General features: G+C 71.1%; 11 protein-coding genes. 4 read left to right on the top strand and 7 right to left on the bottom strand.

The window, feature by feature from the left end; genetic code table 11:
• Positions 1-85 precede the first annotated feature (85 nt).
• Both AB0P08_RS13675 and AB0P08_RS13670 read left to right on the top strand, forming a co-directional pair.
• A complete protein-coding gene (locus AB0P08_RS13675) occupies positions 86-6814 on the top strand; it encodes a CLIPPER-2 domain-containing protein (protein ID WP_363590212.1) in 6729 nt (2242 codons plus the stop codon).
• A gap of 65 nt (positions 6815-6879) precedes the next feature.
• Positions 6880-7347, top strand: coding sequence for a hypothetical protein (locus AB0P08_RS13670; RefSeq protein WP_363590211.1), 468 nt, complete (start codon positions 6880-6882; stop codon positions 7345-7347).
• 24 nt (positions 7348-7371) lie between these two features.
• Here the strand turns inward: AB0P08_RS13670 and AB0P08_RS13665 are convergent, their stop codons facing one another.
• Positions 7372-8232: a ribokinase gene (locus AB0P08_RS13665; protein ID WP_363590210.1), complete on the bottom strand. Its 861-nt coding sequence runs from the start codon at positions 8230-8232 to the stop codon at positions 7372-7374.
• A gap of 49 nt (positions 8233-8281) precedes the next feature.
• Between AB0P08_RS13665 and AB0P08_RS13660 the strand changes: the two genes are divergently transcribed.
• Positions 8282-9214: a nucleoside hydrolase gene (locus AB0P08_RS13660; protein WP_187662812.1), complete on the top strand. Its 933-nt coding sequence runs from the start codon at positions 8282-8284 to the stop codon at positions 9212-9214.
• Positions 9215-9217: 3 nt separating this feature from the next.
• On the opposite strand, the gene AB0P08_RS13655 is transcribed toward AB0P08_RS13660, so the two are convergent.
• On the bottom strand, positions 9218-10219 hold the full coding sequence (locus tag AB0P08_RS13655; protein ID WP_363590209.1) for a LacI family DNA-binding transcriptional regulator: 1002 nt from the start codon (positions 10217-10219) through the stop codon (positions 9218-9220).
• A gap of 175 nt (positions 10220-10394) precedes the next feature.
• Here AB0P08_RS13655 and uriT point away from each other — a divergent pair, with 175 nt between their 5' ends.
• Complete coding sequence (gene uriT / locus AB0P08_RS13650) at positions 10395-11759, top strand: uridine transporter UriT (RefSeq protein ID WP_363590208.1); 1365 nt, start codon at positions 10395-10397, stop codon at positions 11757-11759.
• A 6-nt stretch (positions 11760-11765) separates the two neighbouring features.
• On the opposite strand, the gene AB0P08_RS13645 is transcribed toward uriT, so the two are convergent.
• The 5 genes from AB0P08_RS13645 to AB0P08_RS13625 all read right to left on the bottom strand — a co-directional run bounded on the left by AB0P08_RS13645 (position 11766) and on the right by AB0P08_RS13625 (position 14903).
• The gene (locus AB0P08_RS13645; RefSeq protein WP_363590207.1) at positions 11766-12902 is read right to left on the bottom strand and encodes a calcium:cation antiporter; all 1137 of its coding nucleotides are present in this window, start codon (positions 12900-12902) and stop codon (positions 11766-11768) included.
• Between the two features lie 122 nt (positions 12903-13024).
• Positions 13025-13828 carry an SDR family oxidoreductase gene (locus AB0P08_RS13640; protein WP_268777591.1) on the bottom strand — a complete coding sequence of 268 codons (804 nt, stop codon included), beginning with the start codon at positions 13826-13828 and terminating at the stop codon, positions 13025-13027.
• The gene (locus AB0P08_RS13635; protein WP_187662817.1) at positions 13825-14298 is read right to left on the bottom strand and encodes a MarR family winged helix-turn-helix transcriptional regulator; all 474 of its coding nucleotides are present in this window, start codon (positions 14296-14298) and stop codon (positions 13825-13827) included. The genes AB0P08_RS13640 and AB0P08_RS13635 overlap by 4 nt, the downstream gene beginning before the upstream one ends.
• Positions 14299-14325: 27 nt before the next feature.
• A complete protein-coding gene (locus AB0P08_RS13630; RefSeq protein WP_187662818.1) occupies positions 14326-14640 on the bottom strand; it encodes a hypothetical protein in 315 nt (104 codons plus the stop codon).
• Positions 14637-14903: a hypothetical protein gene (locus tag AB0P08_RS13625; protein WP_187662819.1), complete on the bottom strand. Its 267-nt coding sequence runs from the start codon at positions 14901-14903 to the stop codon at positions 14637-14639. Before AB0P08_RS13625 ends, AB0P08_RS13630 begins: the two co-directional genes overlap by 4 nt.
• Positions 14904-14975 lie beyond the last annotated feature (72 nt).

The raw sequence follows: 14975 nt of genomic DNA, 5'->3' as shown, positions 1-14975 counted from the left end.
GGAGTTCCGTCCAGGGCCGCCCTACTCTCGGCCCTATCCCAGTTCGGAGGGGTGGGTGGGCTGGGAACGGAACAGGGGAGTCCTCATGCAGTTCTCTCTGCATACGAATTCCGAGCGCAAAGAGAAGAAGGACCGGAGAACGCGACGGCAGCTGCTGTCGCCGCGGCGTCCGTGGGCGATGGCGACCATGCTCGCCCTCGTGCTCGGATCGCTCGTCGCGCCCGTGCTCCCCGCGACGGCGGCCCCGGGTGACCCGGCTCAGCTGTACCTCGGCGTGTCGTACGAAGGACCCGTCGTCGGCTCGGACAAGGATCTGACCGCCCCGACGGAGTGCCCGACGAACTCCGTCCTCAGGGCCGTGCGGACGGAGAACCGCACCGCGGACGCGCCGGGGTCCTCAGCGAACTCCATCCTCACGCGCTTCAGCCTGCAGTGCTCGACGATCACCGTGAGCAGCGCCGGCGTCATCACCTCGGCGGTGAACCCCCCCTGGATCGAGGGTCCGGTCTACGACCAGGGTCGCGGGAACGTGCAGACCGCCACGTGTCCGGCGAACACCTTCGTGCACCGGATCACGGGTACGACCTTCGTCGGCGACAATGGCGCCCGCTGGCCCTCCTCGGTGCAGATCACGTGTCGTCCGATGACCTTCACGGCGACCGGCGAGCTGCGGGTCAACCTCGCGGCGACCCCCACCGTCCTCACCGCAGGCCAGAACTTCAACACCAACGGCGGCCTGGACACGCCGACACCCCGATGTGGCCCCGCCGGGACGACCGGAACGAGCGACATCGTCGTGCGCGGCTACCGGGCTCAGAGCGGTGGCGAAGGCATCGACGGGTTCAACCCCTCCTGTACGACGATCCCCGACGACTTCGGCGATGCGCCGGCCAGCTACGGTTCGGTCTCCCAGGAGCTGAACGCGGCGACGTATCTGGGGTGGTCGGCCGATGCCGAGAGTGCGATGCAGTACAGCGCGAACGCGACGGGTGACAACGCGGTCGGCGGTACGGCCCCGAACCAGACCATCAACGACGAGACGGGGGTGGCGTCGTTCGGGCCGATCATGGCGAGCGTGACCAACACGTACTCGGTGTCGGTGCTGGCGTCGAACAAGGTGCCGGGGGTGCCGGCGACCCTGGTCGGCTGGATCGACTTCAATCGCAACGGCGTGTTCGATGCGAATGAGGGTGCCACCGCGGCGGTGCCCGCAGGGACGGCGGATGGCTCGTCGGTGACGCTGAACTGGTCCGGCATCGCCTCCCAGACGGTGGGCGGGCAGACGTTCGCGCGGTTCCGCATCCAGAGCGGGACGGGGCTGACCACGGCGACCCCGACGGGGACCGGCGGCCCGGGTGAGGTGGAGGACTACGCCCTCGCGATCACGGCTCCGGCGCCGTCTCTAACGTTGACGAAGACGGTCACGCCGACCACCGCCAGTGCGGCGGGGGACACGGTCACGTACTCGTTCGCGGTCTCCAACACCGGCAACGTCGCCGTCTCGAGTCTCGGCATTCGCGAGTCCGCGTTCAGCGGCACCGGGACGCTCGGGGCGGTGAGCTGCGCGGCGACGACGCTCGCCGTGGGGCAGAACACCACCTGTACGGCTGCATACACGCTGACGCAGGCGGACATCGATGCGGGCACGGTGACGAACACCGCGCTCGCGACCGGTACCTCTGAAGCGAACACCGGCGTGGAGAGCAACCCGAGCACCGCGACGGTCACGACGACCCGCACCCCGGCGCTCACGGTCGTGAAGTCGGCGACCCCGTCCGGACCGGACGACTTCACGGTCGGACAGGTTATCGACTACTCGTTCATCGTCACCAACACGGGCAACGTGACCGTCTCGAACATCGCGGTGAACGAGACGGCGTTCACGGGTTCCGGCTCCCTGTCGACGATCGAGTGCCCGACGGCACCGCTCGCCCCGGGCGCGCAGGCCACCTGTACCGCGGGCTACACCCTGACCCGGGCGGACGTGGACGGGGGATCGGTCAGCAACACCGCGACCGCCACCGGCGTGCCGCCGGGGTCGCTGACGCCTCCGGTGTCTCCGCCGTCGACCGTGCGCGTGCCGGTGGACCCGGCTCCGGCGATCTCGCTGGAGAAGAGCTCCGAGACGACCGCGATCACCGGCGCCGGGCAGACGATCGACTACTCCTTCCTCGTCACGAACACCGGGAACGTGACCCTGACGAACGTCGGCATCGACGAGGAGTCCTTCTCGGGAACGGGTGCCCTCGACGTGACCTGCCCCGCCGGCGCCGCATCCCTCGTTCCGGGAGCGCAGGTGACCTGCACCGCGAGCTACATCGTGACGGCCGCGGACTACAACACCTCGGCGCTCACGAACACGGCCACCGCGACGGGCACCCCGCCCACGGGCACGGCACCGGTGTCCTCGCCGTCCACCGTCGAGATCCCCGTCACCGCCGCCCCGGCGCTCACGGTGGCGAAGACGGCGGACCGCACGGACATCACCGTAGCCGGACAGACCATCACCTACTCCTTCCTCATCACCAACACCGGAAACGTGCCGATCGCCGACGTCGGGGTGACGGAGACCACCTTCACCGGCACGGGTACGGCTCCTGTCATCACCTGTCCCGCGGTCGCCGCCTCCCTGGCCCCGGGCGCGCAGGTGACGTGTACCGCGCCCTACGTGGTGACCCAGGCCGACATCGACGCGGGCGGGGTGACCAACACCGCGACCGTGACCGGGGAGCCGCCCACGGGGGAGCCGCCGGTGTCGCCGCCGTCGACCGTCGTGGTCCCCGCGGACGAGACGCCCGCGATCAGCCTCGTCAAGACCGCCGACCCGACGTCGATCACCGCCGCCGGCGCGACCGTCGACTATGCGTTCCTCGTCACGAACACCGGCAACGTGACCCTCACCGACATCACCGTGACGGACACCGCGTTCTCCGGCACGGGCACGGCGCCTGTCGTCACCTGCCCGGCGGCCGCCACACTCGCTCCGGCGGCCCAGGTCACCTGCACCGCGTCCTACGAGGCGACGCAGGCGGACGTCGACGCGGGTCAGGTGACCAACACCGCCACCGCGACGGGCACGCCGCCGCGCGACCTCGAGCCTCCGGTCTCCACCCCCTCCACCGCGATCGTCACCGTGCCGAGCAGCCCCGCCCTCACGGTCGCGAAGTCGGCCGACCGGACGGAGATCACGGCCGCGGGCCAGACCATCACCTACTCCTTCCTCATCACCAACACCGGCAACGTGACCATCGCGGACGTGACCGTCGACGAGGTGTCGTTCACGGGAACCGGCGCGACTCCCGTCGTCACCTGCCCCGCAGCCGCCGCGTCCCTCGAGCCCGGGGCCCAGGTGATCTGCACCGCGACCTACGAGGTGACACAGGCCGACGTCGATGCGGGTGGCGTGACGAACACCGCCACCGTGACCGGTGACCCGCCCGGAACCCTCGAGCCGCCGGTGTCGCCGCCCTCCGAGGTCGAGGTCTCGTCGATCGAGACGCCCGGCATCACCGTGGTGAAGTCGGCCGACCCCTCCACCGCTGCCGACTACACGGTGGGCACGGAGATCACCTACACGTTCGTCGTGACGAACACCGGCAACGTGACCCTCACCGACGTGACGGTGGACGAGACGGCGTTCACGGGTTCGGGCGAGGTGTCGGCGATCTCGTGTCCGGCGGGGGCGGCGTCGCTCGCGCCGGGGGCGCAGGTCGTGTGCACCGCGACGTACACGTTGACCCAGGCCGACATCGATGCCGGGCAGCTGTCGAACACGGCGACGGCGACGGGTACGCCGCCCTCGGGGACGCCGCCGGTGTCGCCGCCGACGACGGTGGAGATCCCTGGGGACCCGGCTCCGGCGCTGACCGTGGCGAAGACCGCGGACCGGACGGAGATCACCGCTGCGGGACAGACGATCACCTATTCGTTCCTCGTGACGAACACCGGCAACGTCACGGTGCGCGACGTCACCGTGGAGGAAGGCACCTTCTCCGGTACGGGTCCTGCTCCGGTGGTGACTTGTCCTGCGGGTGCCGCCACGATGGTTCCCGGGGCCCAGGTCACGTGCACCGCCGAGTACGTCGTCACGCAGGCGGACATCGACGCGGGCGGGGTGACGAACACGGCGACCGTGACGGGTACGCCGCCGTCGGGGGAGCCGCCGGTGTCGCCGCCGTCCGAGGTCGAGGTGCCGTCGGAGCCGTCGCCCGGCCTGTCGGTCTCGAAGACGGCGGACCGGACGGAGATCACGGCTGCCGGCCAGACGATCACCTATTCCTTCCTCGTCGTGAACACCGGCAACGTGACGCTGACGGATGTCGAGGTGACGGAGGCCTCGTTCACCGGCACAGGGACGGCACCCGTCATCGAGTGCCCGGCCGCGGTGGCGTCGCTCGCTCCCGCGGGCGAGGTGACGTGCACGGCCGAGTATGTCGTCACGCAGGCTGACGTGGATGCGGGTGGTGTGACGAACACCGCGACCGTGACGGGTACTCCGCCGTCGGGGGAGCCGCCGGTGTCGCCGCCGTCCGAGGTCGAGGTGCCGTCGACGCCGGCACCGGGACTGTCGGTGGTGAAGTCGTCCGACCGGACCACGACCACCGCAGCTGGCCAGACGATCACCTACTCCTTCCTCGTGACGAACACGGGAAACGTGACGATCGCCGACGTGACGGTGGACGAGACGACCTTCACCGGTACCGGTACGGCTCCGGTGGTGAGCTGCCCCGCAGGAGCCGCATCGCTCGCGCCGGGAGCCCAGGTCACCTGTACCGCGCCCTACGTGGTCACCCAGGCCGACCTGGATGGCGGCGGAGTGACGAACACCGCCACCGTGACCGGCACGCCGCCCTCGGGCGAACCCCCGGTATCACCGCCCTCGACCGTGCTGGTCCCCGGTGATCCGGCACCCGCGCTGACCGTGGCGAAGACGGCTGATCGCGCCGAGATCACCGCGGCGGGACAGACGATCACGTACTCGTTCCTCCTCACCAACACCGGCAACGTCACGCTGACGGAGGTGGGCGTGGACGAGGTCTCGTTCACCGGTACCGGCACCGCGCCGGTGGTGACCTGCCCCGCGGGAGCCGAATCGCTCGCTCCGGCGGCGGCGGTGACGTGCACCGCACCGTACGTCGTGACGCAGGCCGACATCGATGCGGGCGGTGTGACCAACACCGCCACGGGCACGGGAACGCCGCCGTCCGGGGAGCCGCCGGTGTCGCCGCCGTCGACGGTCAGGGTGCCGTCAGACGGGTCGCCGGCCCTCACGGTCGCCAAGACGGCGGACCTCACCGAGATCTCGGCCGCAGGGCAGACGATCACGTACTCGTTCCTCATCACCAACACGGGCAATCTGACGATGACGGACGTCGGTGTCGAGGAGGTGTCGTTCTCGGGGACGGGAACCGCGCCGGTGGTCACGTGTCCTGCCGAGGCGGCATCGCTGGCCCCGGGAGCGACGGTGACCTGCACCGCGCCGTACGTGGTCACCCAGGCCGATGTGGACGCCGGGCGGCTGACGAACACGGCTGTCGCGACGGGGGAGCCCCCGACGGGACCGCCGACCAGCGAGCCGCCGGTCACGCCGCCGTCGACGGTCGAGGTCCCCGGCGACCGGAACCCGGCGATCGCCGTGGTGAAGTCGGCCAGCCCCGACACGGCAGCGGCCTACGTCGTGGGCCAGGACATCACCTACTCGTTCGTCGTGACCAACACCGGCAACGTCACGCTGACCGACGTCACCGTCGATGAGGGGGCCTTCTCCGGGACGGGACCGCTGTCGGCGGTCGACTGCCCGGCCGGGACCGCGTCGATGGCCCCGGGTGCCCAACTCATCTGCACGGCGACGTACGTGCTGACGCAGGGGGACATCGACGCCGGCCAGGTGACGAACTCCGCGACCGCGACCGGTGTGCCCCCCGGGGACCTGCAGCCCCCGGTGTCGCCGCCGTCCGAGGCGCGCGTCCCCGCCCTGCAGACCCCGGGACTGAACATCGTGAAGTCCGCGACCCCGGCCGTGATGACCACCGTGGGGGAGACTCTGGAGTACTCCTTCGTGGTCACCAACACGGGCAACGTGACGCTGGCCGACGTGGTGGTCGAGGAGACGGCGTTCTCCGGCCAGGGAGACCTCTCGGCCATCGCCTGCCCCGATGAGGCCGCGCGCCTCATCCCCGGGCAGACCGTGACGTGCTCGGCGACGTACACGACGACCCAGGCGGACGTCGACTCCGGCCGACTGAGCAACACGGCAAAGGCCACCGGCACACCCCCGTCGGGCACGCCGCCCGTGTCGCCGCCGTCGACCGTCGAGGTGCCCTTCGAGGGGACGAACGAGCTCGCGATCGAGAAGCGGGCGACGACCGTCGACGTGAACGGCAACGGGATCGTCGACCTCGGCGACCGGGTGGAGTGGACGATCGTCGTCAGCAACATCGGGGCGCAGACGGTCTCCGACATCGTCGTGTCCGATCCGACCGCGGGCGCGGTCACGTGTCCGGCGACCAGCCTCGCCTCCGGGGAGCGGATGACGTGCACCGTGCCGCCGCACACCATCGATGCCGCCGACGTGCGTCGCGGTGAGGTGCGCAACGTCGCGACCGTGGGCGGGAACACGCTGGGCGGGCCGATCGATCCGCCGACCTCGCAGACGGTCACCCGCGTGGTGCCGACGCCGCCGACCGGGCTCGCGGTCACGGGCGGCACGCTCGCCGCCGGCGGCCTGCTGCTGGGCGGCGTGATGATCCTCGCCGGCCTGGGCCTGGGTCTCACGCGGATGCGACGGCGAGAGGAAGAACAGGAACAGCGCTGACCGACAGGTCGTCCGTGGCGGGTGCGTCCACCCGCCACGGACGGCCTGGGTCGAAGGAGGAGCCCATGATGTCCACACGCCACCGCAGCACCGCGCGCCTCGCGGCACCGATCCTGATCCTCGGTCTCCTGCTCAGCGGTTGCTCCTCCGCCGCCGAGGAGCCGGCCCCGACGCGCACGGCCGCGGAGGGGGCGCCGCAGATCCCCGGTGAGGACGAGGGGGTGGTCGGAGCGACGAGCGTGCCGGAGGACGTGCCGGATGCCCCGGAGGTGCGCGCGGGCACTCAGATCACGACCTGCACGACGGAGGACGGCGGCGGGACGGCGGAGGGCGTCGTCGGCAATCCCACCGACGAGGATGCGACGTACGTCGTGACCGTGTTCTTCACCACCGACGCGGCCACGGTCGTCGGGTCCGGTCAGGCGACGGTGGAGGTCCCCGCCGGCGAGGAAGCCGACTGGTCTCTCACCGCGGACTTCGTGCCGCCGAGCGATCTTCGCTGCGCGCTGCGCGGGGCCGGCGCCGCGTCCTGAACCGACCGCCGTCGACGGGCGCCGCTACGGCGCGGGGACGTAGTGCGCGAGCGGGTCGAAGGGAGGCTGCGAGGAGAGGTGCGCGACGGCGGCAGCGCCCACCGCGCAGGCCGTCTGCAGGGCCGACTGCGGCGGCAGTCCGCTCTGCAGGGCGAGCACGAGCGCGGCGCAGAAGGCGTCTCCCGCCCCCACGGTGTTGAGCGCGCGGGTGGGCACGCCGTCCGCCCGTGCGATCTCCTCGCCGCCGCGGAACAGGGCAGCCCCCGCGGCGCCGTAGGTCACGGCGACGAGGGCGGCATCGGCCAGCTCCGGCATCAGCTCGCGCTCGGTCTCGTTCACGATGAACAGATCCACCCGCTGGAGCAGCGCGTCGGGAAGGGGCTGTGCGGGGGCGGCGTTGACGGCGACGAACCCCTCGGCGCGGGCGACGACGCTCTCGACGACGGACATCGCGATCTCCAGTTGCAGCAGGACGGCCTCGTCCGGCCCGACCGCGACGCCCTCGAGGGAGACGAGCTCGTTCGCGCCGGGGCACACCGCGATCTGGTTCTCGGCGTCGGCACCCACGACGATGAGGGCCGTCCCGGTGGGCGCGGCGACCGTGCGCAGGTCCGCGGTGTCGACGCCGGCGTGGCCGAGCTCATCGCGCATCCAGGCGCCATCGGCGTCGGCCCCGACGGCCCCCACCATCCGGACCCGGCCGCCCAGCTTGGCCGCCGCGACGGCCTGGTTGGCGCCCTTGCCGCCGAGATCGCGAGAGAGCCGGCCCCCGGCGACGGTCTCGCCGGCGGTCGGCAGCCGATCGACGAAGGCGGTGAGGTCGACATTGGCGCTCCCGACGACGACGAGGGAAGGGGCGAGGACAGCGTCCGGCTTGACGTTCATGAGAAAGAGTGTAAACGTTTACGCACACCCGATTGCAAAGGAGCACCCCATGCCCGTCCCCGTCCTCCTCGACTGCGACCCCGGCCACGACGACGTCTTCGCCATCTGGCTGGCGGCGGGAGACGAGCGCATCGACCTCCGCGGCGTCACGACCGTCGGTGGCAACGGCTACCTGGAACACACCACCAGGAACGCGCAGATCGCCCTCACGGTTGCGGGCGTGACCGGCGTCCCCGTAGCTGCGGGAGCCGACAAGCCGCTCCGCCGCGAGCTCACCCCGGGGGCCTGGATCCACGGGGACAACGCCCTCGGCGGACCCGTCCTCCCCGAGCCCACGGTCCCGCTCGACCCGCGGCACGCCGTCGACTTCCTCGCGGAGACCCTGAAGGCCTCCGCGGAGCCGATCACGGTGATCCCCACGGGCCCGCTGACGAACATCGCCCTGCTCCTCCAGCAGCACCCGGAGGCGGCCCGCAACATCAAGGAGATCATCTGGATGGGCGGATCGACCGGACGCGGCAACGTCGGCGCCTATCCCGAGTTCAACGCCTGGGCCGACCCCGAGGCCGCGGCGGTCGTGTTCGCCTCCGGTCTGCCGCTCACCATGGTCGGCCTCAACATCTCCCACCAGGCGCTCATCACCGAAGAGGTCGTCCAGCGGATCGCGGCGGTCGGCAACCGCACGGCGGCGTTCGGCGTGGAACTGCTGCGCTTCTTCTCCGCGTCGTACGACAAGGCCGAGGGGATGCCGGAGGGACCGCTCCACGACCCCATCACCGTCGCCATCGCGATCGATCGTGCCGTCGCCACGGTGCAGCGCTGCCACGTCGACATCGAGACGGCCGGCGAGTTCACGGCAGGGGCGACGTGTGTCGACCTCCACGACATGCTCGGCAAGGAGCCGAACGCCGACGTCGCGCTGACCCTCGATGTGCCGGCCTTCTGGAACCTGGTGACGGATGCCGTCGCAGCACTCGCCTGAGGGTCACGCGCCCGGCGGGGGCGACGTCGACTCGGCCACGCGCAGGGTCGGAGCCACGCGGCGCAGGGCGTACGGGGCGTCCGGATCCTCCCTCCGCTGCACGAGAGCCTCCACCGCCTCCGCGGCGAGCTCGTCGAACGGCTGGACCACGGTCGTGAGCCGCGGCTCGCACACGTCCGCCAGCATGGTGCCGTCGAATCCCGTGATGAGGATGTCGCCCGGGACGCGCAGGCCTGCGCGCTTCAGCGCGGCGACGGCACCGGCGGCGACGAGGTCGTCGCCCGCGACGATCGCGTCCGGGAGCGGACCGCGCGCTCGCAGCTCGGTGACGGCGGACTCGCCGAAGGCGAGCAGGTATTCGCCGAACACGTTCTCCTCGACCGGCAGCGACCGCGCGCGGACGATCGCCTCGAACGCGGCGCGGCGCTCGCGGCCGACCGACGTGACGTCGTTGCCCGACACGAGGACGATGCGAGAGGCGCCGCGGGAGACCAGATGGTCGACGGCGAGCCCGATGCCATGATCGTTGTCCACCCCCACGAAGTCGGCATCCAGGTCCAGCACCCTCCGGTCCACCTGGACCAGGGGAAGGCGCTGGGCGGTATCGGCGACGGCGTCGAACGACAGCTCCGCATCGGACGGGACCACGAAGACCCCCTCGACGCGGCGCTCGACGAGCATGCGCAGACGGGCGCGCTCGCGGTCGACCTCGCCGTGCGAGTCCGCGATGACGAGGTCGAATCCCCGCCGCTGCAGATGGTCCTCGAGGCGATGGACGAGCTCACCGTAGAACGGGTTGCTGATCACCGGGACGACCACGCCGATGGTCGCGCCGGTGCCTTCGCGCAGACCGCGGCCGATGAGGTTGACCCGATAGCCGAGCTGCTCGGCCACCCGGGCCACATGCGCGGCGGTGGCTCCGGAGACGCGCTCCTTGCCGTTCAGCGCGCGGGACACCGTGGCGATCGACACCCCGGCCGCGGCTGCCACATCATGCAGCGTCACCGACGGCTTCCTCATCCGCACCTCGACTCCCGTCGGGCGCCGACACCGGCGCCTCGACTCCCAAGATAAGCCGCGCGTAAAGGATTACGCATTCCGGCGCCCCCGCACCGACACGAAGAAGTGAGAACGATATGCATACCACCGCCCTCCGGCCCCGGACGGCCGTCGCCCCCTGATGGTCGCCCTCCTCGCGGCGTGCCTCGCGTTCCAGCTGAACGCGAGCATGCTCAGCCCCGCCCTGGTCACGATGGAGCGCGAGCTCGACGCGACGCCATCGGAGATCGCGGCGACCCAGACGGTGTTCTTCACCGCCGCCGCCCTCTTCACCCTGTTCCTCCCGCGGCTGGGCGACCTCATCGGACGGCGGCGCGTGCTCGTCGGCATGCTCGTGGTGATGGCGGTCGGCTGCGTGGTCGCGGCGCTCGCGACGAACGTCCCGATGCTCTTCGTCGGCCGCCTCATCCAGGGCGTCTCCGGTCCCGTCGTGCCGCTGTGCCTGATCATGCTGCGCGCGGCCGTCGCGGACCCGAAGATGTACGGCACCCTGCTCGGCGTCGTCACGGCCGTCAACGGCGGGATCGCGGGCGGCGACGCGCTGCTCGGCGGCTACCTCGCCACGAATCACGGGTTCGCCTCGATCTTCTGGACCATGGCCGGTGTCGCCGTGGCCGCGGCACTCGTCGTGCGCCTGCTCGCCCCGGAGACGATGGCGGAGGACCGTCCGCGCATGGACTGGTGGGGGTCGCTGCTCCTGGTCGTCTCCGTCGGGTCGATGCTCGTCGCCCTGAACGAGCTCGGGAAGCTCGCCGAGGCGGACGTGCTCCTGGTGATCGTGCTGGCTGTCGTGGCCGTGGTGTCGTTCCTCGCCTTCTGGAAGCTGGAGGGCGCGCTGCGGGACCCGCTGGTCTCGCCCGCTCAGCTGAAGCAGCGCTCCACCTGGGCGCTCTCCGCGACCTCGTTGCTGACCCTCTCCGGCATCTTCGCGGTGATGAACGGCGTGGTCCCCGCTCTGGCGCAGGACACCGGCATGGGTCTGTCCATGAGCGCCGAGGAGGTGTCGTTCTGGATCCTGATGCCGTACGCGCTCGCCGGCCTGCTGATGGGACCGCTGACCGGACGGCTCGCGGCGACCGTGGGCTACCGCGCGATGCTCCGGGTGGGACTGATCGGCACGATCGTCGTGCTCGTGCTGATGGTGGCGAACGTCGGGACGTCCTCCCGGGTCACCCTGCTGCTGCTCTCGGTCGCGGCCGGCGTCACGTACGCCGGCATCGGCAACATCATGCTGAACGGCCTCGGCGTCGTGCTGTCGCCGAAGGAGCGGCCGGGATCGCTCCCCGGGTTGAACACCGGCGCGATCAACCTCGGGGCGGGACTGAGCTTCGTCGTGATCTACGCGGCCCAGACCTCGTTCGGCGGCAGCGGGGATGCGGCGGGCGGCTACGCCGCCGCGCTCCTCACCGGCGCCGTCGTGCTCGCCGGCGCGCTGACCTTCTCCCTCTTCATCCCGAAGCCCGTCCACGCCGAGCTGACCCGCTGAGGCGGCTCAGCTGAAGAGGATGAGCACGTAGACGGCGAAGGTCGCCAGGTGCGCGGCCCCGTGCATCGCGGTGACCCGCTTCGCCGCGAACGTCGTCACCGACAGCAGCAGGGTGACGGCGAGCATGAGGAGGTTGGCCGGCGACTCGGCGAGCACCACCTCCTGCCCGGTGAGCATGCCGATCAGGAGGACCGCCGGAATGGTCAGGCCGACCGTCGACACGAGCGCCCCGTGGCAGAGGTTGTTCACGCGCTGGGCCTCGCCGTTCAGGGCCGCGCGGATCGAGGTGATCGACTCCGGGAGGAACACGATGCCGGCGATCAGCAGCCCCGCCAGGGCGACGGGAGCGCCGAGCCGGCCGAGACCGTCGTCGAGCAGGGCCGCCATGTCGTGCGAGAGCAGCACGATGGGGACGACGGTGACGACGAGGAGGACGAGGCGGGTCAGCACCTCGACGCGGTGGGCTGCGAGCACCGCGCGGATGGGGGTCCGCGGTGCCGCGTTCGCCGCCGTGTGGGCCGGCCGCAGCCTCTCGTCCACCTCGGTGAAGTCATCGGCCTGCGCACCCATCTGCCGGAACAGGAAGAACGCGTACAGGACGAGTGTGAGCACGATGATCGGGATCTCCTGGCCGACCGTGTACGCACCGCCGTGGCCGATGAGCCCCGGGAGTCCGAACGCCAGAGCGACGAGGACCACGAGCATCGACAGGTACGCGGATGTGCCGGTGCGGTTGTGCGCCATGCCCCGATGGCGGAGTCCGCCGAGGAGGAGGGCCAGGCCGATGACGAGGTTGAGGATGATCATGGAGACGGCCATGACCGAGTCGCGCGCGATGGTGGCGTGCTCGCCCGGCCCGAGCATGACAGCCGAGATGAGGATCACCTCGATGAGCACGATCGACAGGGTCAGCACCAGGGATCCGTAGGGATCGCCCAGCCGGTGGGCGAGGGTCTCGGCCTGCTTCACGACGCCGAACGCGCACACGAGGATCACGGCGACGATCGCGAGGAGGGCGACGACCAGGAGCGGTCCCGGCACGGGAGGCGCGAGCAACGGGTGCAGAGCGAGCAGGGCGACGACCGCGCCCCAGCCCAGGGCCACACGCAGCAGGTCGGTGCGGGTGATGAACGACCGGATCATGACGGACTCCTTCATGAGTCAGTCGTCGTGTGCGGGTACTGCTCCCTCGTCCGCTGCTCCGGGTGCCGGAGACACCCTCAGGATACCCGCGCTCCCGGAACAGCGGCTGAGCAGTGCAGGTCTCAGCTCTGGGGGGCGTCGTTCCAGGACCAGATGTCGTCGCCGCGCAGGACGGCGTCGGCTCCGCCGTCGCAGTAGATCGTCTGACCCGCCATGTGGGTGTTGACCGGGCTGGTGAGCCAGACGAGGAGCTCGGCGATGGAGGACGCCGGCTGGTGGTAGTTCAGGGGCATCGGCACGGCGGCGTCCACCATGGCCAGACCCTCGGGCGAGTCGAGCAGGCCCGCGGTCATCGCCGTGATGACGGTGCCGGGGGCGACGGCGTTCAGCGGGATGCCCGCTCCCGCCCACGCCGGGGTGATGCTCTCGCGACGGACCCACCGCGACAGGGCGCGCTTGCTGGACGAGTAGTTGAGGAACCCGGCCTCGGGTGTCGCGGCCAGGCGGTCGCCGATCTCGATCGCGCGCGCCTCGTCGCCGGCGAGGGCCGCGTCGACGAGCTCGGGCGACACCGGCTGCAGCGAGGCCATCGACGACACCACGGCGGCGCGCGGCGCATCGGCCAGGCTCAGCGTGGGCTGCAGCGCGGTCAGGAACTCGGTCACGCCGAAGAAATTGATGGACATCGTCTTCGAGATCGGAGCCGAGATGCCGGCGCAGGCGATGACGGCGTCGATCCCGTCGTCGGCCGCCTCGACCACGGCGCTCGCCGCGGCCAGACGCCCCTCGTGGGTGGACAGATCTCCGTCGACCTCGACGCCGGCGAGGTCGACGCCGATGACGGTGTGGCCCTGAGAGCGGAGCAGCTCGGCGGTGGCGGCGCCGATGCCGGATGCGGATCCGGTGACGACATAGGTGCGGGTCATGGGGTTTCCTCCTTGATGGACACGACCGGCGGCGTGCCGGACAGTGCGGTGACGAAGCGGCCGAGCTGGCGGCGGAATCCGTCGATCTCGTCCGGTGACCAGCCTGCGACCGCATCGCCGACCATGCGATGGCCGGCCTCGACCAGGCGCGTATAGGCCGTCCGGCCCGCGTCCGTCAGGCGCACCTCGACCGTGCGTCCCGAGCGCACGGGGTCGACGACGCCCTGCGTCGCCATGCGGGCGACGAGCTTCGACGTGGTCGGCCGCGACAGTGTCGCGTGCGCGGCCAGGTCGCCGAAGCCCATCGCACCGCCGTTCATCCCGAGCAGGTAGAGCGCGCGGATGGCGGACGGATCGAGGGCGACGTCGACGGCCTCGGCGACCTGGCGTTGCAGATCGCTCTCACTCCATTCCGACACCACGCGGACGAGGGCCAGGTGGATGCCGGCGACGTCTTCGCCGGTGGTCATGTGTCCAGGGTACGCCTCAAAGTTGCCTCAGGCAACAGTTGTGATGTATCCCGCGCTCGCGGTGTCCTCCGCGAGGGTGAAGAAATGCCGATCGCCTGCCCGCCGCGCACGCCGCCACCGGCGCTGCTGCCCGTCGGCATAATCGAGCACGATCCACGCGGGTGGAGGTGTGCCCTGCGGACCGAGGACGAATGAGCACGCCCCGAGGCCGGGGGAGGCGAGTTCGGCGACGAAGCGGTCGTCGCCGGGTGCGAAGGGTGCGGTCTCGTGGAGCTCTGCCGGCTGCAGGCGGAGGACGGTGTCGGAGTGCTCCCGGACGTCGGAGCGGAGTCGACGCCTCATGCGACACCGCCTCGGCGTGCCGCCCACTCGCGGGTGTCGCGGACGCCCTGCGCATCGAGGTAGGCGCGGATCACGTCCTGGGTCAGGCGGATCTGCGCCTCCGTGCCCATCGCCGCCTGCATGACGCCGATCGCGGGCGCGGGCTTCCCGTCCACCCGCTCGAGCGCCTCCCAGACGATGTCCTCGCGGCCGCCGCGACCCAGGGAGTGCGGCATCGAGGTGAACCCCGTGCGGCGATGGTCGGTGGGTCGTGTCTCTGGCATGGGGATTCCTCTCTCGGGGCGGATGGGCAGGCTCGCGCCGAGGGACGTGTGTCCCTCGCGCTGCGCACGTCG

It is taken from the genome of Microbacterium meiriae, from assembly GCF_040686935.1.
Classification (GTDB): domain Bacteria; phylum Actinomycetota; class Actinomycetes; order Actinomycetales; family Microbacteriaceae; genus Microbacterium; species Microbacterium meiriae.
The sequence above is the reverse complement of the archived record's forward strand: the minus strand, read 5'-3'. Positions and strand labels throughout refer to the sequence as shown.